Raw genomic sequence first — 25119 nt, 5'->3', positions numbered from 1 at the left:
ACGCGCAACCTCCGACAGGAATCCAGAGCAGATGCCGTTCACCCGAATACCCGTTTTTCCTCGCAAGTCCGCTTTCGTCCTCGCACTGGCACTGACAATGGCCGGTTGCGCCGTCGGTCCGAACTACAAACGCCCCGACGCCGCGATTCCCGCATCGTATAAAGAAGCGCCCGAGGGCTGGAAAGTCGCGCAGCCTTCGGACCGGGTCGATCGTGGAAACTGGTGGGCGATTTATAACGACCCGCAGTTGAATGACCTCGAAACGCGGTTGAATGCGTCGAATCAAACTATTGCTCAATTCGCGGCGGCTTATCGGCAGGCACGGGCGTTGGTCTCAGAAGCGCGTGCGGCGTATTTCCCTACGCTGGGGTTATCGGCGACGGGTTCGCGGGCACGTTCTTCCACCCGCTCGAGCGGATCGGTTTCTAGCGGTGGATCGATCAACAATGCCTACGATCTTTCCCTCGATGCATCGTGGGAACCGGATCTGTGGGGCACCGTCAGCCGGACGGTCGGCGCGCAGCGCGCCGGTGAGCAAAGTGCCGCTGCCGATCTCGCCAACGCACGGCTCTCGGCGCAAGGCTCGCTCGCGCAAACGTACTTCCAGTTGCGTTCGCTGGACGCACAGCAAAAGCTCCTCGACGACACCGTCGCCGCCTATCAGCGCACGCTGCGACTCACGCAGAACCAGTACGCGCAAGGCACGGCCGCCCGCTCGGATGTGATTCAGGCGCAGACGCAATTGCAATCGGCACAAGCGTCGGCTATCGATAACGGCGTCGCCCGCGCGCAATACGAACACGCGATTGCCGTGCTGGTCGGCGAGCCGGCGTCGACATTCTCTATCGCCTCATCGCCGCTCGACGCCACGCCGCCCGACGTGCCGCTGCAACTGCCGTCTGCCATCCTCGAACGGCGGCCTGACATTGCGTCGGCCGAGCGCAAGGCGGCGCAGGCGAACGAACAGATCGGCGTGGCCATTGCGGCGTTTTTCCCTACGCTGACCTTGTCAGCAACCGGCGGCTTCCAAAGCTCAATATTTTCGCAATTGCTGACCGCGCCGTCGCGCTTCTGGACGCTCGGGCCGGATCTCGCGGCGACCATTTTCGATGGCGGCTTGCGGGCCGCCCAGACCGAAGCGGCGCGCGCGTCGTATGACTCGGCCGTGGCGACGTATCGGCAAGCGGTGCTGACCGCGTTCCAGGACGTCGAGGACAATTTGGCGTCGCAGAGGATTCTCGCGAACGAGATCGGGATCCAGCAGCAAGCGGTGGCGTCGGCGCAGCAGGCGCTGGCTATTGTGACCAATCAGTACAAGTCGGGCACGGTCGGGTTCATCAACGTGCTCACTGCGCAGACCACGGCGTTCACCGCCGAGCAGAAGCTGGCGAATATCGCCGGGGAACGGATGGTGTCGTCGGTGGGATTGATCAAGGCGCTCGGCGGTGGCTGGGACACGGCGCAGATGGATCAGGAAACCGGCAGCGCAGCGGCGCCGGTTCCCGCGAGCGCAGTTGCGGTGAAGGGGTCGAACGCCGCGTCGAATCCCGCGCAAGGTTCGTCGACGGTTGCGACGAACGGCGGCGGCACGGCCAAAGAGTAAGACGCACCGGGGCGAGGATGCCCCGAGGTCCTTGGCGCGCTGCGAAGCGTCGAAGGAAGGGCCCGACTTCTATCGAACGAAGGTCAGCTCGACGGTATCCGGTCCCGTATGCCGTCCGAGCAGGTTCAACAATCCCGCCAGGTTTTCGCGTGCATCCGGCGTGGCCGTCGCCGTGCCGTCGAACGCGCTCGATGTCTTCGACACCGTCCCTTGCCCGTTCAGCAGCAACGGCCCTTTTGACATCGTCGTCAGGTTAATGGTCCCCGCCTGGCCTTCCGCCTGAAACACCACGCGATACGACCCCAACGGCTTCACGCGCGACACGCTGGACGCCATATCACCGAGCGTCACGATCACCTGCCCGTAGGTGTTGGGTCCAAGCATCCGCCATTCGGTCCAGTTCAGCCGGACATTGCCTTCCATGTTGAGCGTGTTGAATGGCGCGCCCAAACCCGAGAGCAGGCTCGCCGGCACGGCAATCGCGCCCGCCGAAACAGTTGAACCTGAAAGACCGGCATCGACGAAAACCGGGTCCGGCATGGAGTCCGTCTGGCGCATCTCCATGTGTACATGGCCGGTGAACAAAGGCCAGAAGGCCGTGTGCCACTCGATCCGTCCCGGCAGCAGCGTCGCGCCGTCGGCAGCGGCCGCACCACCGCCGGTCGCCAGCATCAGCGTGGCCGAGCCTTTCCAAAGCGAACCGGCCGGATCGACGAGATTCACATGGCCGTCCGTCGACTTCGCGAATTGCGGCACGATCCAGGCCGCCGGCAACATGACGGCCAGCGTGATGACCACCGATATTCCCGCCACCACGAACCACGGCCAAGCCGCGAGAAGCCGCCGCGTACCGTAGTTCATTGCAGCTGCGCCGGTTGCAGCGATGCCGTCAGATCCACTTGGCCATCGGGCTTCAGCGCCGTGATATGCGCCTCGCTGACCTGCACCTTGAACTGCTTCCTGGCGTTGTCGAGCCAAACCGTCCATTCCGGGAACGACGCGTTCTTCAACTGGATCTGCACGCCCGAGCCGACCACCTGGACCTGCACGGGCGGCATGTTGCTGTCGGTGAGAGACTTCGCCAATGCGTCGCGCAACGCGCCGCCGGTCGGCGTGACGCCCTGGCCGCCGCCTGCCAGCGAGCGCGCCTCGTTGGCTTGCGCGGTCATCTGCGCGAGCTGGAGCTGCATGCCGGGCAGCGTACTGCGAAGCCGCGCGCGCCCTTCATACGCGGGTGCCCACAAGACCAGATAGACCAGAGCGATGGCCGCAACCACGCCCCCCCACATCAGGATGGTCTTTTCGCGCTGGGTACGCGCGTTCCAAAACTCGCCCCAAGTGTCGATGATGACTTGTTTCATTGGGCGCTCCTGATGGTCCACTTGCCGGTATTGCTGTCGATACCACCAGCCAGCCCGTTCGCCGAAAGCCGTGTCTGCAAGCCAGGATCGACCTTGGTTTCCGGCTTGAAGGTCACCTCAAGCCGCCTGTCGTGGTAATCCAGTCCCGCAATCCCATTCACCGGAATAGGCCCAAGTGCACGGGCGAGGGCATCGGCGAGAGAAAGGAAATCAGACGGCGATAGTTGCCCCGACACCAGCCGCAAGCGGTCAAGCTGTCGCGACATCTGGTCGGGCGCATCCAGCACGACCGTGGTTTTCGGGAACGTGTTGAGGAGCGTCTCGGTCATCTGCGCGTTGATCGCGTCGCGTTGCCGGGCGAGCTGCATCCACTGGATGTTGATGCCGATCATCGATACCACCAGCGCCGCGGCCAGCAGCGCCACCGGCAGCCTCAGGCGCCGCATGGTCGCTCGGTCGAGCCGCCACGGCTGCGCGGCGAATTCGAACTGGCACAGGTCGAATGGGTTGGCGAGCGCGTTGTGCGCAAGGGTTTCGAACGTCAGCGGCTGCGCGCCGGGAATCGCGGGCCGCGCCGACGCCAGGCGCGGCTCGGCACCGGGAACGTCGCGCAGGGTGTACAGCGACATCGGCTGGGCGCCCGCGAGCGCGCTGAGCGTGGTTGTCACGGCATCGGCGGGAATCGCCAGGCCTTCGCCCAGCGCCGCGTGCTCGCCACGCGCAATCGCAATCTCGACGCGCGTCGTAGCGCTCTCGGGCGCCCTGAGCGCGTCGCCACCGAGCAAAGTCGGGGCGGTCGCCAGCACGTCACCCAAGATGCCCGCGACAAACGGATTCGGGGTATCGGCGGCGCTTTCATGCAGCGGCAAGCAACGCATGGCCGGAACGGCCTTCACATTCCGATGCCCCGCGTTCGCGAACGCATCGAGCACAAAGCGGAACCAGCCGCGGTCGATCACCGCGAGCACCCGCCGGCCGCTCGCGAGCGCGACCGGATCGACGGCAATATGGCACGTCTGCGGGTCCTGGATCAGCTGATCCTCGACCACGTTGGGCAAGGCCTGACGCAAGCGCGGCCCTTTCAGCGGCGGCATTTGCGCGGCGGTCAGCAACAGGTCGCGCGCAGCGACAATCAGCACCGTCGCGCTCGCACGCGGCAGCAGCGAAAGCGCGGCACGGCCGGCCCGCTGCTTGACGTTGCGCTTGTCGAGCAGCAAAAACGGCAACTCCGGCAAATTCCACTCTTCGGAGCGCACCGCCGGATCGCGCGGCGGCAGTAGGACGATCAATGTGCTCAAAGGCCGCTCTCTTGTTTTCTGTATCGAAAGTTACTTACTGTACTGCGACGTTGTTCCGATGAAACCCGTCCAAACGCATCAAAGCTGGTCGCGTACATAAACAATACGCGTGGAATGCGTCGCCGGATCGCGATACAGCAAGGTCGTCCGGTCCACTTCCGCCCGCTCGTGCTGCACGCGGCCGTGGATCAGGAAATACTTCGTGGTCACGTCCATCTGATTCGGATCGATGTTGGTGGTGTTCGCGCCCGCGCCTGTCAGGGCGAGTTGCACGTTGCTGACATCGTGGAAAAACACGGTCTCGCGGCGCGCGACAAACGCCTGCGCCTGCTCCAGCGACATGCCGGGCACCGTCGCGGCGATCACTTCCGGCGTCGCGGTGTTCATGTTCACCGACGTCGTGGTCGGAAGCACCGTTACGAACGGCCGCAATTTCTCCACGGCTTCCGGCGAAAAACCGGGGACATCGAGCAACGATTCCACGTTGATCATCTGCAACGGTGCGACCGGCGCGTTGCTGTCTGCATCGGCGAGACCGGGGTCGTCGGTAAAATTGCCACCGCCCGTTCCGCCGCCCTGCGCGATCGCGGCCTGCATGGCGCTCGGTGTGTTGTTCGCGGCGGCGGTAGTCGATTGCGCCTGAAACCGCGTCGCCGATTGCGCCAGTCCGGCGCGAATCTGCAGCGCGACGGTTTTCGCCAGCGACGCATTCAGTCCGAGCAGCGTCAGCAGGCGCTGGAACGACGCAATTTCCTGCGCGTTGATGATCAGCAAGCCGGGCGTGGGCGTGGAGACCAGGTTGCGCAGGTTGAACTTGGCCTGCGCGTCTTCAATCGATCCCGACAGATAGGTGGACGCGCCCTGCTGCGCCCGTACGTCGCCAATTTGTCCGAGAAAATCCGACAGCCGCGTTTTCGCGATCGGCACACCCCACACGCCGCCGAGATACGTGACGGTTGGCGCGGAATCGGCTTCGGAACGCAGGATCAGCCGGGTCCAGTCGAGCGCGCTGCGCGCGATCCATTGCGCTTGCGCGAGCAGCCGCTGGTTCTCGATACGGCGGACCTGCACTTGCTGACGCCACAACAATCCCGACACGATGATCGCCGACAACGCCACGACCAGCAGCGCGCTGATGATCGCGACGCCGCGCTGTCGCACACGCCTGGAAGGTCTCACTGACCTGACCCGCCTTCCCTGAACCGATGAAGAACGCATAGTCATTCTCCGATCAGAAACACGCGCGTGATCGGCCGCGCGAGATTGTGCGCGCCGAGTGCGATCTGAATGCCCGGCACCGCGCGCAGCAACGGCTCGTTGCCGAGCTGCGGCACTTTCAGGTTGTTATCGTTCTTCGTGATTTGCGCCGCCACGTCGCCCATGCGCATCGTCCAGCCGATACTGGGCACATACGCGCGCGTGGCGAAGGTCGAAACGCCGCCCATCAGCGGTATCGCGGTCCAGCCGTTCGAGTTGTCCGACGCCGATAACGCCCGCCGCACTTCACCCACATTGTCGAGCGGCGGCGACGCAAATCGCACCACCCGGCCATTGTCCGTCAACCGGTAACGCACGACCTGCAAGCGCGGCGCCACGCCTTGTGCATAGACACCGCGAACAATCTGCAGCGAATTGCCGCCGATCGCCACCGCGGCCTGGCCGGCTTCATCGTCGGTAGCGGCCTGGCGGGCATCGATACGCATCTGGTCGAACAATTGCGCCATCACGCGCTCATCTTCCATCGCGTTCGTAATGGTCGTGCGGCCGCGCATGACCTGGTCGAGCCCACGCCACGACAGCACCGCGATCACCGCGAGGATCGCGATGGCGACGAGCATCTCGATCAGCGTAAAGCCATGATCGCTGCGAACGCCCCGAGGGCTGCGAACGTCCCGCCTAGAGCGAACGGTTGGTTTCATTCGCCACCACCATGACCATTTGCGCGAGATTGCCGGAGACACCGGGCGATCCCACGACGACTTCCACCCGCCGGAAAATCGGATTCGGCGTCGAGGATACGCGGTCGGTACAAATCAGCTTCAGATTGCCCTGCGAGCAATCAAACGAATGTTCACCAATGTCCGGCCACGTATGCGTGAGCCGCAATTGCGCGAGTTCGTTGTCGGCGCTCCAGCCGGCCAGGAGCCGCCGATGCAAGTCCGCCTCGCCGGTCGCCATCGCGCCCACGGCGCGCAGCGACGCCGCCAGCGCCACCGCGATGATCGCCAGCGCGACGAGCACTTCGATCATCGTGAAACCGCGCGAACGGTTGAGTTTGAGTTTGAGTTTCAGGCCGTGACGAGGGCCGGTCGCGGGCGTTGGCATCAGCGCACCTGATAACGGCCGTTGCCGGTGCCGACAATCGTCACGCTGCCCGATGCCGAGACGAGCGTCACTTCCATCGGGGTATCGATAGCTTCCGTGCCGAACACCACCCGCGCCGCGGACTGGTCCGTACCGGCGTACTGGATCGTCACGCCGGTCACGCCACCTTCCCAGCGGCGCTGGCGCAGCAGGTCGTCGCGCAATGGACGCCAGCCGTCTTCCGTGCGGATATCGAAGCGAAAACCGCCGTCGAGCGGCATCCACGCAATAGGACGCGCCCGCACCTGCGCTTCGTCGCCAGCGGATTCGAACAGGAGCGCGACACGCTGCGCTTCCTCGTTCAGATCCGTGCGCGGATTGCGCGTGAGCTTCACCGACGCCAGCGACACCAGTATTCCCGCGATCACCAGCACCACCAGCATTTCCAGCAGCGTAAAGCCGCCCTGCGGCCACAGCTTCGCGCGGCGCGACGCCTTGGCCTCGGGTACTGAACAGTCCGGCTTGTGCTGCATGTTCACGTCGATTCGCTTCTATAAAAGGGGCAAGGAACGGCTAAAAAGCCTATTGCCACGAGCCGATGTCGGCGTCGTTGCCCTCGCCGCCCGCTTTGCTGTCCGCGCCGTAACTGAATACGTCTACTTCGCCGTGCACGCCCGGGTTCAGGTATTGATATTCCTTGCCCCACGGGTCCATTGGAACGCGATCCATATAACCGCCGCCCTTCCAGTTGTTCGGGACCGGTTCGGTGGTCGGCTTTTCAACCAGCGCGCGCAGGCCCTGCTCCTGGGTCGGATAGCGGCCGTTATCCAGCCGATAAAGATTCAGCGACTGCATGATCGAGCCAATATCCGCCTTCGCCGCCACCCGCCGCGCCTCATCCGGACGGCTCATGATCTTCGGCACGATCAACGCGGCGAGAATTCCGAGAATCGCGATCACGACCATGATTTCGATCAGCGTAAAGCCGCGTTGGCGACGTGTTTGCTGGCTACCTTGCGCCGTCTGGAGTTCGTAGCGGCGCTTCATCCACATTTGCATGACTTGATCTTCCTTTCCAATTGATGTCGTTACAGCGCTCAGGCTCGCCATGAGGCTCGATGCCCGTCTGCCACCCTATCCGGATCGTCGACGATGGACCATTCGTAGGAACAATCAACGGTCGCTGCGGGCAGGCAAGCATTCTATAGCTCCGGCCCGGGCAGATTTCACTTCGTAAGCGGCGCTCGTTGGTTCCTTTTGATCCTGAACGGCCTCAGCGCATATTCGTCGCAGGAATCAGCGCACGTAAATCGTCGGGCCGGGCGCGTTCGGCGGCAGGAATACTTCGGAGGTTTTGCCCTTTCTATCGATGATGATCGAGCGCGCCCGCACTTCCTTGATCGTCACGCCTGGCGTGAGCGGGCCGCCCAGCGAGATCGCTTTCGCCGGTTCACCGCCGTAGCTTACGATTGCCGCCGCGCCGTGTTGCAGCGCGAGGATCCCGAACAAGTGCACGTCCTGGTTTTCCTGGTGTTGCAGCTGGCCGCCGAACAACGTGGCCGCCTGCTCCACCGACGGCGCACGCGTTGCCGCCGCCGCGGGCAACGGCGCGCCCTGGTTTGTCGACAGCGTGATGACCCACCACGTCAGCGTCGCGCAAAAAATGGCGAGCGCAACAAGCGATAGCAGGCGGGTCTGGAATGCATTCATGGGATGGGCTTCTTCACTGCACCAGATTATTCAATTCGATGATCGGCAGCATCACCGCCAGCACGATCACCAGCACGATGCCGCCCATTGCGAGGATCAACAGTGGTTCCAGCAAGCTCGTGAGGAACATTGTGCGGCGTTCGAGTTCGCGCGATTCACCTTCGGACGCGCGATCGAGCATGGTCGTGACGTCGCCGGTGGCTTCACCGGAGCGGATCAAATGCACCAGCACGGGCGGAAATGTGCGCGTGTTGCCAAGCGCGCGTGACAGCGACGTGCCTTCGCGCACGCGGATGATCGCGTCTTCAACGTTCGCGCTCATCGCGCGGTTGCTCAGCGTTTCACCCGCGGCTTGCAGCGCGCGCAGGATTGGCACGCCGGCCGCGGTCAGGATCGCGAGCGTGCTGGCAAAACGCACGGTGTTATATCCGCGCACGAGTTTGCCGAGCAACGGCGCGGTGAGCAGCCACCGGTCGAACGCCATGCGAGGGCCCGGCCGCGCCAGCAGGCTCTTGATGATCCAGCTCAACAGCGCCACGCCGATCAGCCCGGCCCACCACCAGTTCCGCACGAAGCCGGAGAGCGCCATCATCGCGATGGTGAGGAACGGCAGCGCCTGCTTCGTGCTGGCGAACACGTTCACCACTTGCGGCACCACGTAACTCAACAGGAACGTGACAATCCCGAATGCGATCAGCGTGACGATCGCGGGATAGGTGAACGCGAGCACGATCTTCTGCTTCAGCGCATTGCGTTGTTCGATGTAGTCCGCGAGCCGCGACAACACCAGTCCAAGCTTGCCGGTATGTTCCCCGGCGGCTACCAGCGCGCGATAAATCTCGGGGAAATCGCGCGGATGTTCCGCCAATGCATTCGCGAACGAATGGCCGCCGAGCACTTCGCCGCGGATAGCGGCCATCAACTCGCGAACATAATCGCGTTCCGATTGCTCGGTCAGCACCGACAGCGTTTCGCCGAGCGGCAGACCCGCGGTCAGCAGGCTGGCGATTTGCCGCGTGAGAATGGCCTGCTCGCGTTGCGACAAGCGTTTTCCCAGCGATAACCGCTGTTTGCGCTCACCCCGCGTGCGAGTCGCGGCTGCTTCGACCACCAGCGGCGTCAGCCCCTGCGTCCTCAGCTGGCTGCGGGCGGCACGGGCGCTGTCGGCATCGAGTACGCCTTTCTGCGACTTGCCCGCCTGGTCGATTGCTTCGAAACGAAACGCCGGCATGGATGTTTAATCTCCGCCCGTCACGCGCAGCACTTCTTCCAGCGACGTTGCGCCGGTCGCGAGCCACCGGTTTGCATCCTCGCGCAGCGTGCGCATTCCTTGTGCGCGCCCGGCCGTCAAAATTTCGGCATCCGATGCATTTCGGTGAATCAGCGCGCGAATAGGATCGTCGAGCAGCAACAGTTCGTACACGCCGCGACGTCCCGCATAACCCGAGTTGCCGCATTTATCGCAGCCGACCGCATGCCAATGAACGTGGCCATCTTCCGAGCGCTCTTCCTTGCACACGGGACACAACTGCCGCACCAGCCGCTGCGCCAGCACGCCGAGCAACGACGACGCGAGCAGATACGGCTCGACGCCCATATCGGTGAGACGCGTGACCGCGGACGCAGCATCGTTCGTATGCAAAGTTGCCAGCACGAGGTGACCCGTCAACGACGCCTGCACCGCAATCTGCGCCGTCTCAAGATCGCGGATTTCCCCGATCATGATGATGTCCGGGTCCTGCCGCAGAATGGATCGCAACGCGCGCGCGAAGGTCATGCCAATGCGCTCATTCACTTGCGTCTGGCCGATCCCGCCCAGGTCATATTCGATCGGATCTTCCACCGTCATGATGTTGGTGGTCGCGGTTTCGAGCCGCGACATCGCGGCATACAGCGTGGTCGTCTTGCCCGAACCCGTCGGGCCGGTGACCAGCACGATGCCGTGCGGGCGGCCGATCAGCTTGTCGAAATGAACCAGCGTATCGCGCGCCATGCCCAGCGTTTCGAGGTTCAGCCGCTGCGCATCTTTTTCCAGCAGACGCAGCACCGCGCGTTCGCCATGACCGGTCGGCAGCGTCGACACGCGCACGTCCACCGGCCTGCCGCCTACGCGCAGCGTGATACGGCCATCCTGCGGCAGCCGTTTTTCCGCGATATCCAGTTGCGCCATGATCTTGATACGCGAGATCAGCGCGCCATGCAGCGCCTTCTTCGGGCGCACGACATCGCGCAAGGTGCCATCGACACGAAAACGCACCACCGAAGACGTCTCAAACGGTTCGATATGAATATCCGATGCCTGTTCGCGCGCCGCCTGCGTTAGCAGCGCGTTGATCATGCGGATGATCGGCGCGTCGTCTTCCGACTCGAGCAAATCCTCAATTTCGGGAATGTCCTGCATCAGCCGCGACAGATCGACTTCGCCTTCCACTTCGCCCACGACCTGCGCCGCGCTGCCGTCATTGCGTGAGTACGCCGAATTGATTGCAGCAGACAGTTCGGCCACCGGCAAACGCACGATGGAAAGCGCGCCAAAGTTGCGAGCGACTTCGGCGAGTGCCGCGTCGCTGGTTTTATCGCTGATCCACACTTCGATGCTGTCCGCGTGCTGGTGCGCCACCAGGATCTGCCCGGTCCGTGCGAACGCGTACGGGATCAGCCGTGCCGCGAGCGGCGACGGCGTGCTCGTGGCAACGTTCGCGACAGACGCGCTCAGCGTGCTCACGGCTGTGCTCCCGTGGTGCCGCTAAGCGGCACACCCGGCGCCGAATTACTCGGCACAGCGTAGTTATTCACATTCGCCGGCTGGCCTTGATACTGCGGCTGCGCCTGATACTGGCCCGGCGGCTGCGCCGTCTGATACTGCTGCTGGCCTTGAACCTGCCCTTGCTGATCCTGCATCTTCTGCGGCGGCACCTGGGGCAGCGTCGCGCTGCCACCCTGCGACGGCGAGCGTGTCATGTTGTTCCAGTCGAACAAGTTCTGCGACGGCACACCGCCCTGGCTCGGACCGATCGGCGCCGGCGGTAAAACTGGCACGTCCTTATCCTTCTCGATGCGGTTATCGGACGTCGAGTTGTATTGTTGCTGACGCAAGTTTTCGTAGCGATCGTTCGATATCTGCGAGCTGGTCGCCTGGTCACGCACGATCACCGGGCGCAGGAACACCATCAGGTTGGTCTTCGTCCGCGTCTTCGCTTCGCTGCGGAACAATTGGCCAATCCAGGGGATGTCGCCAAGCAGCGGCACCTTGCTGTTGCTCGTCGAATACTGGTCCTGCATCAAGCCGCCAAGCACGACGATTTCACCATCGTCCGCCAGGATGGTCGACTGGATCGAGCGCGTGTTGATCGTCACGCCGCCCGGATTGTTGGTCGTGGTGGTATCGACGCTGGAATCTTCTTGATACAGCTGAAGCTTCAGTATGCCGCCCGTCGTGATCTGCGGTTTCACGTGCAGCGTCACGCCCACGTCGCGCCGGTCGAACGTATTGAACGCGGACACCGACGTGCCCGTATTGGCGGTCGGCGTGGCGTACGAACCGGTTACCACCGGCACGTTCTGGCCGACCACGATCTTCGCTTCCTCGTTGTCCAGCGTGATGAGGTTAGGCGTGGACAGAATGTTCGCATCCGACGACGTCGACAACGCCTGGAGCAAACCGCCCAAGCCGAAGAAGTTGCCGAACTTGTGCAGCAGTCCGATGTTCAGGCCCTGCGCGAGGATGTTTGTCTGACCTGCAAGCGCGGCCGGATTGTTCGCAATCGTGGCGCCGGCTGCCGTCAAATCGACGATGCTCGACGTGCCCGTGCCCAGGTTCGAGCTACCGTAAATGCCGTTATTGCCACTTTGCGAAAGCAGCGCGCCCTGCCACTGAATGCCGAGATTTGCGCCCGTCGTTGCCGACAGTTCCACAATCAGCGCTTCGATATAAACCTGCGCACGGCGAGCATCGAGCTGGTCGATCACTGCACGCAAGTTGCGATACACCGGATCGGACGCGGTAATGATCAGCGAGTTGGTGGCCGTGTCGGCCTGAATCATGCCGTTGCCGGGTGAATCGTTCGAACTGCTGTTGTCATTGTTGCTGAAGCCCGAGTCCTTGCTTTGGCCGCCGCCCGCCATCGGATTGCTGCTCGACGACGAACTGCTGCTGCCAAGTCCGCTCGGCAGCGGCGGCACGCCGTTCGTGCCGGTAGACGAGCCGGAACCGTTCTGGCCAAACGAGCCCGAACCGCTCGACGATCCCGATGACGACGACGAACTGTCGCTGCCGCCCTTGCCCATCATCGCGCGCAGGGTTTTAGCGAGGCGCGAGGCGTCGGCGTTGCGCAGCGAAACCACGTGCATGTTGCCAGGCTGGGTGGTGGCCGCGTCGAGCTTGTGCGCAAGCTGCTTGGCCGCTGCGAGCCGTGCGCCGCTGGACGCGCGCAGCATCAGCGAGTTCGTGCGCGGATCGGCGGTGACGGTCACTTTCAGCGTGGCGTCGGTGCTGCCTACCGAGCCGGGATCGAGCAGCTTGTTCAGCTGCTCGGCAACGTCGAGCGCGTTTGCGTTCTTCAGCGGCACCACGTCGACCTGCCGGCCCGCCGCTGTGTCGATACCCGCGATGATGCTCGCGATACGCCGCACGTTGTCGGCATAGTCGGTGACGACCAGCGTGTTGTTGGCAGGGTAAGCGGCGATGGTGTTGTTCGGCGAGATCAGCGGACGCAGGACCGGCAACACGTTGTTGGCCGATTCGTTGTGCAGCTCGAACACCTGGGTGATGACCTGGTCGCCTCTCGCCGTGGGCGCGTTGCCGACGTAGGTCGGCACGCCCTGCAGCTTGGCGTCGGCTTCGGGCACGACTTTGAGCACACCGTGATCTTGCACGAGTGCGAAGCCCTGCATTCTCAATGCCGACTGCAGCGTTTTCAAAGCCTGATCCTCTGGCACCGGATTTTCCGATACAAGATTCAATTGCCCTTTGACACGCGGGTCGACGATGATCGTCTTTCCAGTCGCGGCGCCGATCGCTTTCGCGACCTGATCGATATCCGCATTGACGAAATTCAGGGTGACCTGGGCGTGCGCAATTTGCGTGGTGACAAGACCGGCCACCAGCAAAGCGGTCGCGACGCGACGCAATGCCATACGTTTTCTTCTCATGGAGTGTGATGTCTAGACCTGCTGATCACGCTGCTGCAAGCCCGTTGTGTTGCGCGTTTTTCGACGCTATTGACACCACGACGGCTTAAAACAGACGTTTCCAGGGCCGATGCCTGGGCAATGCCATATCCCAAAAACGTGAACCATAGCAGCTTTTCGTGTCAGGTTTGTCACAAAAGTACTAATCTTTGGCCGACGATCGTCAAATATTAAGGGGCCATAAATCTCAAAAAAACTTCTTACAAAAGGCTATTGATTTTGACCCTTACTCCGCCCTTTCTACATAGGAAAAAGGTTGAAATTGTCATATTTGTTCGCTTTCGCCCGTGCAGTAGAGCCGTTCCAGTTTTATGCGCCTATAAAGACAAACGCGGTCGATTTGGATTAACTTTCGATTGCCTTTCAGATTAATTGGCGTCACATGGCTTGGCTATGTCGGATGGTCAAATTTAAAATGCCATAGTCTGCCGGTATGATACGAGCGCTTCGGTGCACTGGATGAGCAAAGTGCGGGTGGGTTTTCCCGTGTTTACCGAGTCTTACCTAGTTTTACCGGGTGTTACCCGGTTTGCCGACCAAGTGAAGTCTTCACCGCAGCAGTCCGCGGATGCAGGGCACACAGTCGATCAGGTGGTACCTATCATGATGAAAATGTTTTTGCGACTCTTTGCGATTGGATTCGGCGCCTTACTGGCAGCCGCGCCGGCGCACGCCGACTGCTTCGACGAAGCCGCCAAGTATCAGAAGGTCAATCCGCTGATCCTGCGCGCGATCGCCTGGCAAGAGTCGCACAACCAGCCGGATGCAATGAACAAGAATGCGAACGGTTCCATTGACTACGGTCTCATGCAGATCAATTCGGTGCACCTGACGCAGCTCGCGCAGTACGGGATTTCGACCACCACGCTGATGCAGCCGTGCAAGTCGGTCTATATCGCTGCGTGGCATTTGCGTCAGAAGATGAACAAGTATGGCAACACGTGGCAAGCAGTCGGCGCGTATCACTCGGAAACGCCGTCGCTGCGTGATCAGTACTCACGGCAGATCATCAATATCCTGGGCAAGTGGAAGCTGTTGACGGCATCGCGCTGATCCGGGTTCGCTTCATTCTGTTTCGTTCAAGTTCTTCTGTTTTTCATCGCATGGCGCGGCGTTCCAGCCGTGTTTGATGCACAATTCCGCGTTCCAGCTCGCCGCTATTCGAGGCGGGTTTTCTTGAAAGCGCCACCGTTTTCAGCGGCCGCTCGCGCGACTACGCGCCCTCTTTCGATGCCAAACGCGATGAATCAGCCCCTGCCCGTTACCGTGCTTGCCGGTTTGCCAGGCGTAGGCAAGACCACGCTCCTCGACCATCTGCTCGCGCATCATGCCGGCACGTCCATCGCGGTTGTGCGCGGCCGGATCGACGATCTATCGAGTGAAATCAACAGCGCTGCCGCCGAAGGCCGCTTCGACGCGATTCTGGTGGAAGCGACCGGTACCGACGACCCGCAAGTGATAGCCGAAAGCCTGATCTTCGATAACGACATCGCGCACCTCGACACGATCGTGACCGTCGTCGATGCGGAGAGCTTTTCGCGCGATTACGCGTCGACGGATTCGCTGAGCGAGCGCAGTTTGGTAAGCGATGACCACGACGACCGCACCGTTGTGGAAGCGCTGATCGCGCAAATCGAGTTCTGCGATGTGATCGTGATCAACAAGACAGATCTCGTCGATACCAACGCGCTCGCCAAACTCCGGCGCATCCTGCATGCGCTCAATCCGCGCGCCGAGCTGATCGATGCCCGTCAAGGCGTGGTGGCAGCGAGCGAGTTGGTGAACACGGACCGCTTCGACTTCGACGCGACCTCCAGCGCTCCAGGCTGGCTCGCCATGCTGAACGCCGATCCGGATTCAGCATCGGTGTTGGCGGCCGATGACCTCGGCATCGGTGGTTTTGTATATCGCGCGCGCCGGCCGTTTCATCCCGAGCGGCTGTGGGCGCTGGTGCATCAGGAATGGCCGGGTGTATTGCGTTGCAAGGGCTTTTTCTGGCTGGCGACACGCAGCGATATTGGCGGCTCGTTGTCGCAAGCCGGTGGCGCGCTCCGGCATGGTCCCGCTGGCATGTGGTGGGCGGCGCAAGAGCGCAGCGAATGGCCAACGGGCGATGCGGAACTGGAAGCCGAAATTGCGGCGGACTGGTACGGCGATGCGGAGGATATGACTATCGGCGACCGTCGGCAGGAACTGGCGATCATTGGAACCGGCCTGGACGAGTCGCATTGGCGCGCGGCTTTCGACGCTTGCCTCGTCACCGATGAGGAATGGACGCAAGCGTCGGAAGGGTTGTTGGCCGATCCGTTCCCGTCGTGGGAGATGGATGAAGATGAGCACGATCACGATCACGATCATCATGACCATGGCGATGATTGCGACTGCGGCACCCATTAGGTTTTTGCTCGCGCCGGTGGACGGGGTTGGAGGGTTTTGGGGTAGCGGTGGGGGTTGATGCCGGGGTGGTGCTTTCAGTGTTAGTGGTCTGCGAGAGTCGGATTTTCTCTTTATCACTGTTAGCCACTGTGCGTGGCGGCACGTCATTTCTTTGTCCAAAGCGACAAAGAAACGAAGCAAAGAAAACGCTTTTAACCGCACTACCCTAAGTGTCCACAGCGTGCAGTTCCCATTCATAGGTGCCCCAAAAGCACGGTGCTCGCCAGAGCACCGGATGTGTGAAACCCTCCTTCTCCGAACACGGGTTCTGACACGCTTCGCCACCAGTGATTGAACCTGTCCGAGGTTCACCCCGCGCTATCCGCGTGAACCAACCACCAAATCTGTACGCACGACGAGCCACGTCGCCAACCCAGCTGGAAACGAGGCCGCGAGATGCGTAAAGCCGTACACCGCGAAATAACTACGCCGACCAAGCAGCTAACCTACGAAGAACCGCCGAAGCAAATACGCGCGAGGCCGTGCCGGTCCGTGGAACACTCGTGCTAGCCCGAGAGCACGGGTGGCGAAGCGTGTTCATGTAAGGATTCGCGAGAAGGAGGGGTTCACACATCCTTCGCTCTGGCGAGCACCGTGCTTTTGGGGCACCCATGAATAGAAACTGCACGCTGTGGACACTTAGGGTAGTGCGGTTAAAGCGTTTTCTTTGCTTCGTTTCTTTGTCGCTTTGGACCAAGAAATGACGTGCCGCCACGCACAGTGGCTAACAGTGATAAAGAGAATATCCGACTCACGCAGACCACTAACACTGAAAGCACCACCCCGGCATCAACTCCCACCGCAAACGCTAGCACCCCCGGGCAACACCCCAAAATGACCAAACCCCGTCCACCGACGCGAAAAAAAACCCGCCAGGGGCGGGTTCCATACTGACAACCGGCTACAACTTACCGCTTGTTCACTGCGTCCTTGAATGCCTTGCCAGCCGTGAACTTGACGGTCTTGGCGGCCGGAATCTTAATGGATTCGCCGGTCTTCGGGTTACGGCCGGTGCGCGCTGCGCGCTTGCCCGAACCGAAGCTTCCGAAGCCAATCAACTGCACGGCGTCACCCTTCGAGACGGCCTTCTTGACCACTTCGAGCAACGTGTCCAGCGTTTCGCCGGTTTGAGCCTTGCTGGCGCCGGTCTGAGCGGCCACGGCGTCGATCAGTTCCTGTTTATTCATTAAGGTTCCTTTATCAGTTTAGGTTGACACGAACAGCGCGAACGCGCCGATTATACGTGCGCGAGCCTTGCAGTCGAGTACTGGCGCGGGTCCCGCCCCTTGGCCCACTATTCCGGCAAACCCTCCCACCCCGGTCGCCGGGCCACCTCCTTACTCGGCCGTTGTTATCATAACGCAGCGCAAACCCAAGCAGGATAAGGGTTTCGAAGATTTACGCATGATCGGACGCAGGTGAAAACCCTTTCTACTGCCGTTTTCATGCAAGCAATCCCTTCGTTCTGTCCCTTTCACGCTCCGTTGGTTTTTGCCAACGGTTGACGGGCGATCCGGTGTATCAAGCGCTAAGCCTTGCCCCTATTAGCTTTAAGGGAAAGCAGCCCAACGTCGGAAATGCACGGCGAAGGTCATATCATCAGTTTGCTTTCAAAGCTTTCGTATGACCCATTCCTTTTTCTGCGCAAACGTGCTTGGCGATCGCGCGCGCTGGCCCCAGCGTCGAAATTTCACGGTTTTGCAGGCGGAATTCGACGCTGGACGGCTGTTTATCGAGACATGGGCTGCCTGGCGCGCAGATTCGCAGCGCTGCGAGCGCTTGCATTTCGTGGCGGTCGGCCGGCTGGCGTCAATGGATCTCCCCAAAGTACTCGCTGAGCAGCCCGCGCTTTCCCAATTGCTGATCGATGCGTGGCCGATGCAGGTTGCCGGGCTGCACAGGCTCGAGTTTGAAAACGGGCGCGTGGTGCTGACATTGGCCATCGGTGAGATGGAAAGCATGCTGTCGAAAATCTGGCTGCGTGCCGATGCCTTTTATCTGCGGCTATCGCAGGTCGACGCGAAGCTCGCGTATATCGCTAAAGCACTGGCCCGCATCGCCGGGGATCAAGCGACGTTATGCGCCGAAGCGCATCCCCTGCTTCCCCAAGCGCTCAAAGACGCAGGCTTTATCTGCGATGAAACCCCGGACGGCGCTTATCTGAAAGCGCGCTTCGCCCCGCGCTGGCGTGTACGGCGTCACGAACCACCACTTGCGTTAGCAATAGCGGACGCCACTCTGTCGGCAGCGGTTTTAAAGGGTTTAGCTCCCTCACCTCAAACGCCGCGCCATGCAATCGTCATCGGGGCGGGCCTTGCCGGATGTGCAATCACCGAGCGTCTTGCATCGCGGGGATGGCGAGTCACGCTGATCGAGCGTCACGACGATCTCGCCCGCGATGCGTCGGGCAATCCCGCCGGCGTCTTCCACCCGATCGTCTGGCGTGACGACAGCGTCGCCGCCCGCCTGACACGCGCCGGGTTTCTCTACGCGCTGCACCGTTGGTCCGAGCTCGAACGCGCCGGCCACAGCCTGAATCGCAGCCACCGCGGATTGCTGCAAATCGCAGATTCCACCGACGATGCGCACGCCATTGCCTCCGCGATCAAGCGCTTCGGGTTACCGCCGTCCTATGTCATACCCGTCGATGAACACGAAGCCGCCCGCCTGGCCGGCCAGCCCGTCGCGCGTCCCGGATGGTTTTTCCCTCATGGCGGCTGGATTTCCCCTGCCGCGATATGCGCCGCGCAATGCAAGGCCGCGGGCGATTTGCTGACCACCTGTTTCGATACGGAAGTCGCGCGGATCGATCAGGAAAACGGCACATGGACTACGTTCGACACCAACGGCCGCGTCCTCGCCCAAGCGCCGGTCGTGATTCTTGCCAACGCTGGCGATGCTCAACGCCTCGCCGGCCTCCACGGCCTTCCGACGCGCGGCGTGCGCGGCCAGCTAACGCTATTGGACTCGAGTCCACTTGATGGTCTGCGCGTACCAATAGTCGGGGATGGCTACGCCGTGCCGCTCGGCGCTCATCGAACGCTCACGGGCGCGACCTACGATATCGACGATATCAACACGCAGATCCAGTCAGCCGGTCATACCGAAAACCTTGAACGCGTCGCGACGATGCTTCCCGCTCTCGCCGGGTTCGAACCAGCGCCAGAAACGCTGGAAGGCCGCGTCGCTTTCCGGTCGGTGACGAGCGACCGCATGCCGATGATCGGCGCCCTCGCCGATGAAACCGCCGCACGTGCCGATGCCACCCGTCTATCCGGCGCATGGCCGCTCGATTTGCCGCGCACGCCCGGCTTGTACGGCGCGTTTGCTTTCGGCTCGCGCGGACTGGTGTGGTCGACACTGGCCGCCGAATTGATCGCGGTGCAAATCGAAGGGGAACCGTGGCCGATCGAACGTGAACTGGCTGACGCCATCGATCCCTCACGCTTCCTGCTGCGGGCTTTACGACAAGGCGAATTCGGCTAAAAAGACCGGTTGGCAAACTATCCACCGCAGCCTGTGGATAACCCGTCGAATTTCGCGCGAATGACCTGTGTACTCGCTGTGGGCGTAAACGGGACAACTTGATGAAGCCGCAAATCCGCCCGAAGTTGTTCGGAGTTCGCCCCTGGGCGCGCACACGTTCGCTATGTGCTTATGCGTCCTTCAAGCGATTGTAAACGTTGATGAAAATAGAGTTATCCACAGAAAACGTGCGGCCTTGTTAACTACTACTACGTATATATAAACAAAACTTGTAAACCTTAAAACAAGCGTCATCGGCAGCGCTCAAAGTAGAAAAACCACGTTATTTCAAACGAAACAACACCGGGATTCAACCTTCAAAAGGTAGTTTTTTCCTCGGGCCGGCACGTTAAAAATCATTGTTACCGCTTGGTCAAAACTGCCGCAAGGATTGAATAGGGGCGCCGGGAGCTATGGCACAATCGCCGTTCTTTCGTTTGGCCGCCTTGCCGGCTTATCGCTTCAAACCGGGCTCTACACGAGCAACGTGCGTTGAAAAAAATCGCTGTAACCGTTGCCGTGACGGCGATTGACCGATTGATCAAGCAACGAAAACGGCCGCCAGTGGGCCGACTGTTCCCAACGGGCCTTGGACGGAGCCTGAAGAATCAGCGGGCAACGAACCTTTCCGGCCACGCACATCGGGCCGCGCATCACCTGCCCATTCACTGTCTATCCGCACTAGCTGCGAAGGAGAAGTCCTCACGATGAAGTCGGCCTTTTCATTCTTACCGGTTTGGCCACTCGCACCCGACGCCATTTTTTGGGCCGGCCTTGCACTGGTTGCCGCAGGCCTCTGTGGTGAACTGCTCTGGCGCGCCTGGCGTTTGCCGCGCATCACGGGCTACGCGGTTATCGGCCTGATCGCGGGCAATGCCGGTTTTGGTGTAATCGATGTCAGTTCGGCCGGAATCTCGCGGCCCTTACTCGACGTCGCGCTCGGCTTGCTCCTGTTCGAACTCGGCAGCCGGCTCGACCTGCGCTGGATCCGACGCAATCCTTATCTGATCTTGTCGAGCATTGCTGAAAGCACGCTCACGTTCGGCTTCGTCCTGATCGCGTTGACGCTGTGCAAAGTGCCGACCATGCCGTCGGTTGTGATTGCCGCCATCGCTATGGCGACGTCGCCGGCCATGGTCATCCAGCTGCGGACAGAACTACGCGCCGAAGGCCAGGTCACACAACGATTGCTCACGCTGACCGCGCTCAACAGCATGTACGCGGTGATCGTGGAAAAACTCGCGGCCGGCGTGCTGCATCAGGAGATCTACGGCAACACGCTTGCGACCATCGTGCAGCCGCTTTATCTGCTGCTCGGTTCGCTCGTGCTGGCGCTGGCCCTCGCGCTGGCCTGCAATCTGCTGTACCGGCGACTGAATACCGACGACGAGCATTCGTTCGTTGCGCTGTTCGGCCTCGTGCTGCTGGCGATTGCGATTGCGCATGTGTTCAAGTTGTCGACCATTCTTGCGTTGCTGGCGGCTGGCATCATCGTGAAGAATTCGAACGAGCGGCCGCAACTCTGGCCCACACATTTCGGCACGGCGGGCTGGTTACTGACGGTGATCTTGTTTGCGCTGACGCTGACGTCATTCGAATGGCGCGATATCGCGCTCGGCGGTGTGGCTGCGCTGGCGCTGATCGTGGCGCGTTTCATCGGCAAGCTGGCCGGCGTGCTGATCTTCGCGAAACCGAGCGGCCTGAACTGGAAACAGGGCGCGGCGCTTGGGGTGGCATTGACGCCGATGTCGGCGCTCGCTTACTTGCTCGTCGACGATATGTACGTGCTGTATCCCGACTACGATCCAACGCTGCGGGCCATCGTGATGTGCTCGATCGTCGTTTTGCAAATTGTTACGCCGTTCCTCGTGTATCGCAGTTTGTCGGCGATCGGCGAACGGCGTGAGTAGCGGGCAGGTAAGGTTTAAGTAGCGTTTTATCCTGTTTTTTTCTCGTTTTTATCGGGTCGCCGGGCGCGTCTTTGAGCTTGTCATTGAGCGCTCGAGCGTAAGCGTATTACCCGGCTTATCTGACTTGGCCGGCGCATCGTGCCCATAAGCTGTCGGCCGGCGACCCAGGCTTTGTCAATCAAGAGGCACCATGTCACTCGAACCTTTCATCAACTCGGAGCCGTTCACCTTCGGCGTCGAACTCGAGATCCAGGTCGTCAACACGCACGACTACGACTTGACCAAGGCCGCCTCCGATCTCATGCGGCTCGTCAAGGACGAAAAGATCCCTGGCAGCATCACGCCGGAGATCACCGAAAGCATGATCGAGTTGTCCACCGGCATTTGCACGACGCACGAACAGGCCGTAACGGACCTCCGTGCCATCCGCGACACGCTCGTGGCCGCTGCTGACCACCTCAACGTCGGGCTCTGTGGCGGTGGCACACACGCCTTCCAGCAGTGGAGCGACCGCCAGATCTTCGATACACCGCGCTTTCAGTACCTTTCCGAGCTCTACGGTTACCTCGCGAAGCAGTTCACGGTATTCGGCCAGCACGTGCACATTGGCTGCCCGGACCCGGACAGCGCGTTGTTCCTGCTGCATTCCATGTCGCGTTTCATTCCGCACTTCATCGCGTTGTCGGCTTCGTCGCCGTACGTGCAAGGTGTGGATACCGGCTTTCATTCCGCCCGCCTGAATTCTGTCTTTGCATTTCCGCTGTCCGGGCGCGCGCCGTTCACGCTCACGTGGGACAGCTTCGAGGAATATTTCTCGAAGATGGTCAGCACCGGCGTGGTCAACAGCATGAAGGATTTTTACTGGGACATCCGGCCGAAGCCGGGTTTCGGCACGATCGAAGTCCGGGTGATGGACACGCCGCTGTCGGTTGATCGCGCAGCGGCCATTGCGTGCTACATCCAGACGCTTGCGCGTTACCTGCTGCTCGACAAACCCCTGACGCTGAAAGAGGACGACTATCTCGTCTACACGTTCAACCGGTTCGAAGCGTGCCGCTTTGGCCTGGAAGGCAGCTGCATCGATCCGCAGACGGGCGAGCGCCGCACGATTGCCGAAGACATCCTCGCGACGCTTGACGTGATCGCGCCTCACGCCGATGCGCTGGGTTCAGGCGAAGCGCTGCGCCAGGTCGGCGATATTGCCCGCAGCAACATGAACGACGCAACTTGGTTACGCGGTGTTTTCGATCGCGAGCGTTCACTGCACGAAGCCGTTCGCCAGCAGTGCCTGCAGTGGCGGGAATGATGGGGACTGTCCTGGCTCCCGCTGTTTGACCGCCTCCGAAAAAAAAGAAACCTGCTTCCCGGCAGGTTTTTTTTCGTCATTTTCTTTCAGCTCGATCCCGATAACATGCCTCTAAGGTTTACTGTCATGAGTTCGTATACATACGTAATAGTAGTTAACAAGCCTCGTGCAATTCTGTGGACAACCGATAAAATCTCCGCAAACTCAACAGTTTGGAGTGCGCACAACTACGGTGTGGCGCCTTGCAACGAGCGGGGTTTCGAGGGATAACAATTGGGCGGATTTGCCCGCCGGGGGGTTATCAAGAATCGGCGCACATCGAATAATGTGGTTATCCACTGCGTTATCCACACTGTTTTGTGAATAACTAAGGTGTACGTTTGGTTCCAGTCGCTTAGAATGTCGGTTTTACCGGCAGGGAGATGCAACACCGGTGAAACAAACGAAGCGCGCGACGGTCTAGAACAGGCGCCACGGAGAAACGTAGATGTCCTTATCCGGACGACGAACTGGCGGCATCGGTTTGATCGCCCGAATTTTGAGACGGTAGTTGATAGGAAAGGATTCGCCGGTCGGATACGTCGGCGATTGAGCCAGCAGCGACTTGGGTAAAACGAGCGGGGTCTGTCGTTTTACCGGTTTCAAGCCGTTGCCGAACCATCAGATAAGCATCAAGAAAGACGAAGCGAACGACTATGAGCGAAGGCGTATACGGAGAGCAGGCCACAGGGCGGGTGACCCATGGCTTACTGCGGTTGAGCACGGCGATGCGTAGCCAGGCATGGGAATGGGCTGAGGGTGCGGGCTTGACGCCGACCCAGGGCGAAATTCTGGTCCTGTTGATGCAGCGGCGCGGTCCAATGCGGCTTGGCGAGATCGCACGTGAAACGGCGTTGACCGCCGCGACCACGAGCGATGCCGTCAGCACGCTGGAAGGCAAGGGTCTGGTCGAAAAGCGCCGCGCGCTGGACGACGGGCGCGCGCTGGCTGTGCGCCTGACCGCACGCGGAAAGACGGCGGCCAAGAAGGCGCTGGTATGGCCGGAGTTCTTGTCGAAGGCAGTTGGCACGTTGAAAGCCGATGAGCAGTCGCAGTTGTACCGGAGCCTGCTCAAGACCATTCGACAGCTCGAAGTGGTGCAGCAGATTCCGCCGCATCGCATGTGCCTGAGCTGCACGCACCTGGAAGCGAGCAAGAACCCGAAGAAGACGCCGCATCACTGCGCGTTGCTGAACATCGACATGGCCGATACCGACCTGCGTCTCGATTGTTCGGTATACGAAGAAGGCGATCTCGCCAAGCAGAAGAAGAACTGGAAGATCTTCGCGCAGGTCGCATAAGCGTCCCTGCCTGAAGCTTCAGGTTCGCCGTCCGTGCTTCGCGCCTTGAGCGCGAAGCACGGCGGTTTTGGTTAGACTTGTCGGTGGACTATTCGAGCCGCGCACCCGCCGCCGGCGCGCTGGCTGCTCGACCGTGCCTCTCCTTTGTGTGCGCCGCCCGATGCCGCGTGCGCTGATCTCAGCTTGCCGGCTTTCCTGGGTGACCGCCGATGAAACGTGAAGTCCTGGCGATACGCCACGTCCATTTCGAAGATCTTGGCAGCCTGGAACTGGTGCTCGGCGATCGTGGCCAACTGGTCCGTTATCTCGACGTGGGCCGCGCTCGCATCGACGCGCCCAATCCGCTCGATACATCGTTAATGGTCGTCCTCGGCGGCCCGATCGGCGCTTATGACGACGCGCTCTTTCCCCATCTGAATCCGTTGCTCGCCATGCTGGAAAAACGCATTGCGGCGGGGTTGCCGACTATCGGCATTTGCCTGGGTGCGCAGTTGATTGCCCGTGCGCTGGATGCGAAGGTTTATCCGGCGGCGCAAAAAGAACTTGGCTGGAAGGCGCTGACCTTGACCGACGCAGGACGGGCTTCCGCTTTACGGCATTTCGAGGCAGATGGTCAGCCGATACCGGTTCTTCATTGGCATGGCGATACCTTCGATCTTCCCGATGGTGCCACGCGGCTTGCATCTACGGATCTTTGCGAGAATCAGGCGTTCAGCTGGGGCGATCACGTCCTGGGCCTGCAATGCCATCCGGAAGTCCTGGTCGACCGTTTTGAAACCTGGCTGGTTGCCTATCCAGGCGAAGTGGCAGAAAGCGGGACTACTGTGACTGCATTACGCGCCGATACCGTCCGGCACGGTCCCGCGCTTGAGCGCGCCGCACGCAAGATGTTTGGTGAATGGCTGGACCGTTTCGAGCCATCGGAATAAAGGGTTCGCTCGCGCAAAGGGTTCGCTCGCGCCGGTGGACAGGTTTGGGGTTTGGGGATGGGCGGCGCTGTACGGTCCAGAGTTGGTGGTCGGGATCAATGTCAGGGTGCCAGGTTCCAGGGTTAGGGGTCGGAGTTTATGCCGGGGTGCTACTTTCAGGGTTAGTGGTCTGCGTGAGTCGGATTTTCTCTTTATCACTGTTAGCCA

Annotated in this window: 21 protein-coding genes; 8 read left to right on the top strand and 13 right to left on the bottom strand. The window is 61.0% G+C overall.

Annotated elements, in window-relative coordinates; translation table 11 throughout:
• Positions 1 to 31 precede the first annotated feature (31 nt).
• Positions 32 to 1603, top strand: a complete 1572-nt coding sequence (locus tag GSQ93_RS12060; RefSeq protein ID WP_158935880.1) for an efflux transporter outer membrane subunit — start codon at positions 32 to 34, stop codon at positions 1601 to 1603.
• Positions 1604 to 1672: 69 nt separating this feature from the next.
• On the opposite strand, the gene GSQ93_RS12055 is transcribed toward GSQ93_RS12060, so the two are convergent.
• From GSQ93_RS12055 to gspD, 12 genes are all read right to left on the bottom strand, one after another.
• Positions 1673 to 2464 carry a type II secretion system protein N gene (locus tag GSQ93_RS12055; RefSeq protein WP_158935879.1) on the bottom strand — a complete coding sequence of 264 codons (792 nt, stop codon included), beginning with the start codon at positions 2462 to 2464 and terminating at the stop codon, positions 1673 to 1675.
• Positions 2461 to 2964: a type II secretion system protein GspM gene (gspM, locus tag GSQ93_RS12050; protein ID WP_158935878.1), complete on the bottom strand. Its 504-nt coding sequence runs from the start codon at positions 2962 to 2964 to the stop codon at positions 2461 to 2463. The genes GSQ93_RS12055 and gspM overlap by 4 nt, the downstream gene beginning before the upstream one ends.
• Positions 2961 to 4262: a type II secretion system protein GspL gene (gene gspL / locus GSQ93_RS12045; protein WP_158935877.1), complete on the bottom strand. Its 1302-nt coding sequence runs from the start codon at positions 4260 to 4262 to the stop codon at positions 2961 to 2963. The genes gspM and gspL overlap by 4 nt, the downstream gene beginning before the upstream one ends.
• Before the next feature lie 78 nt (positions 4263 to 4340).
• Complete coding sequence (gspK, locus tag GSQ93_RS12040) at positions 4341 to 5480, bottom strand: type II secretion system minor pseudopilin GspK (RefSeq protein ID WP_254073855.1); 1140 nt, start codon at positions 5478 to 5480, stop codon at positions 4341 to 4343.
• A 2-nt stretch (positions 5481 to 5482) separates the two neighbouring features.
• Complete coding sequence (locus GSQ93_RS12035; protein ID WP_158935875.1) at positions 5483 to 6181, bottom strand: type II secretion system protein J; 699 nt, start codon at positions 6179 to 6181, stop codon at positions 5483 to 5485.
• On the bottom strand, positions 6159 to 6587 hold the full coding sequence (gene gspI, locus GSQ93_RS12030; RefSeq protein WP_158935874.1) for a type II secretion system minor pseudopilin GspI: 429 nt from the start codon (positions 6585 to 6587) through the stop codon (positions 6159 to 6161). The genes GSQ93_RS12035 and gspI overlap by 23 nt, the downstream gene beginning before the upstream one ends.
• A complete protein-coding gene (locus GSQ93_RS12025) occupies positions 6587 to 7099 on the bottom strand; it encodes a GspH/FimT family pseudopilin (RefSeq protein WP_158935873.1) in 513 nt (170 codons plus the stop codon). The genes gspI and GSQ93_RS12025 overlap by 1 nt, the downstream gene beginning before the upstream one ends.
• Before the next feature lie 49 nt (positions 7100 to 7148).
• Positions 7149 to 7625: a type II secretion system major pseudopilin GspG gene (gene gspG, locus GSQ93_RS12020; protein WP_158935872.1), complete on the bottom strand. Its 477-nt coding sequence runs from the start codon at positions 7623 to 7625 to the stop codon at positions 7149 to 7151.
• Between the two features lie 237 nt (positions 7626 to 7862).
• Positions 7863 to 8276, bottom strand: coding sequence for a type II secretion system protein N (locus tag GSQ93_RS12015; RefSeq protein WP_158935871.1), 414 nt, complete (start codon positions 8274 to 8276; stop codon positions 7863 to 7865).
• A 13-nt stretch (positions 8277 to 8289) separates the two neighbouring features.
• Entirely contained in the window at positions 8290 to 9507 is a 1218-nt protein-coding gene (gene gspF / locus GSQ93_RS12010) for a type II secretion system inner membrane protein GspF (protein ID WP_158935870.1), read from the bottom strand.
• 6 nt (positions 9508 to 9513) lie between these two features.
• A complete protein-coding gene (gspE, locus tag GSQ93_RS12005) occupies positions 9514 to 11001 on the bottom strand; it encodes a type II secretion system ATPase GspE (RefSeq protein ID WP_158935869.1) in 1488 nt (495 codons plus the stop codon).
• Positions 10998 to 13412: a type II secretion system secretin GspD gene (gspD, locus tag GSQ93_RS12000; protein ID WP_254073854.1), complete on the bottom strand. Its 2415-nt coding sequence runs from the start codon at positions 13410 to 13412 to the stop codon at positions 10998 to 11000. The genes gspE and gspD overlap by 4 nt, the downstream gene beginning before the upstream one ends.
• Positions 13413 to 14072: 660 nt before the next feature.
• Here gspD and GSQ93_RS11995 point away from each other — a divergent pair.
• Together GSQ93_RS11995 and GSQ93_RS11990 are read left to right on the top strand one after the other, a co-directional pair.
• Positions 14073 to 14519 carry a lytic transglycosylase domain-containing protein gene (locus tag GSQ93_RS11995; protein ID WP_156528906.1) on the top strand — a complete coding sequence of 149 codons (447 nt, stop codon included), beginning with the start codon at positions 14073 to 14075 and terminating at the stop codon, positions 14517 to 14519.
• Between the two features lie 189 nt (positions 14520 to 14708).
• Positions 14709 to 15863 (top strand): GTP-binding protein, encoded by a 1155-nt coding sequence (locus GSQ93_RS11990; RefSeq protein WP_158935867.1) that lies wholly within the window; start codon positions 14709 to 14711, stop codon positions 15861 to 15863.
• Between the two features lie 947 nt (positions 15864 to 16810).
• On the opposite strand, the gene GSQ93_RS11985 is transcribed toward GSQ93_RS11990, so the two are convergent.
• Entirely contained in the window at positions 16811 to 17089 is a 279-nt protein-coding gene (locus tag GSQ93_RS11985; protein WP_031364544.1) for an HU family DNA-binding protein, read from the bottom strand.
• Between the two features lie 436 nt (positions 17090 to 17525).
• On the opposite strand from GSQ93_RS11985, the gene mnmC reads away from it, so the two are divergent.
• From mnmC to GSQ93_RS11960, 5 genes are all read left to right on the top strand, one after another.
• Complete coding sequence (gene mnmC / locus GSQ93_RS11980; protein ID WP_158935866.1) at positions 17526 to 19388, top strand: bifunctional tRNA (5-methylaminomethyl-2-thiouridine)(34)-methyltransferase MnmD/FAD-dependent 5-carboxymethylaminomethyl-2-thiouridine(34) oxidoreductase MnmC; 1863 nt, start codon at positions 17526 to 17528, stop codon at positions 19386 to 19388.
• Positions 19389 to 20134: 746 nt separating this feature from the next.
• Positions 20135 to 21337 (top strand): cation:proton antiporter, encoded by a 1203-nt coding sequence (locus GSQ93_RS11975; protein ID WP_158935865.1) that lies wholly within the window; start codon positions 20135 to 20137, stop codon positions 21335 to 21337.
• 190 nt (positions 21338 to 21527) lie between these two features.
• Positions 21528 to 22643 (top strand): YbdK family carboxylate-amine ligase, encoded by a 1116-nt coding sequence (locus GSQ93_RS11970; protein WP_158935864.1) that lies wholly within the window; start codon positions 21528 to 21530, stop codon positions 22641 to 22643.
• Positions 22644 to 23338: 695 nt separating this feature from the next.
• Positions 23339 to 23983 (top strand): MarR family winged helix-turn-helix transcriptional regulator, encoded by a 645-nt coding sequence (locus GSQ93_RS11965; protein WP_158935863.1) that lies wholly within the window; start codon positions 23339 to 23341, stop codon positions 23981 to 23983.
• 209 nt (positions 23984 to 24192) lie between these two features.
• Positions 24193 to 24912 carry a glutamine amidotransferase gene (locus GSQ93_RS11960; RefSeq protein ID WP_158935862.1) on the top strand — a complete coding sequence of 240 codons (720 nt, stop codon included), beginning with the start codon at positions 24193 to 24195 and terminating at the stop codon, positions 24910 to 24912.
• Positions 24913 to 25119: the final 207 nt, after the last annotated feature.

This window comes from Burkholderia sp. S171 (genome assembly GCF_009766085.1).
Taxonomy (GTDB): Bacteria; Pseudomonadota; Gammaproteobacteria; order Burkholderiales; family Burkholderiaceae; genus Caballeronia.
This window is presented reverse-complemented; position numbering and strand designations above follow the sequence as displayed.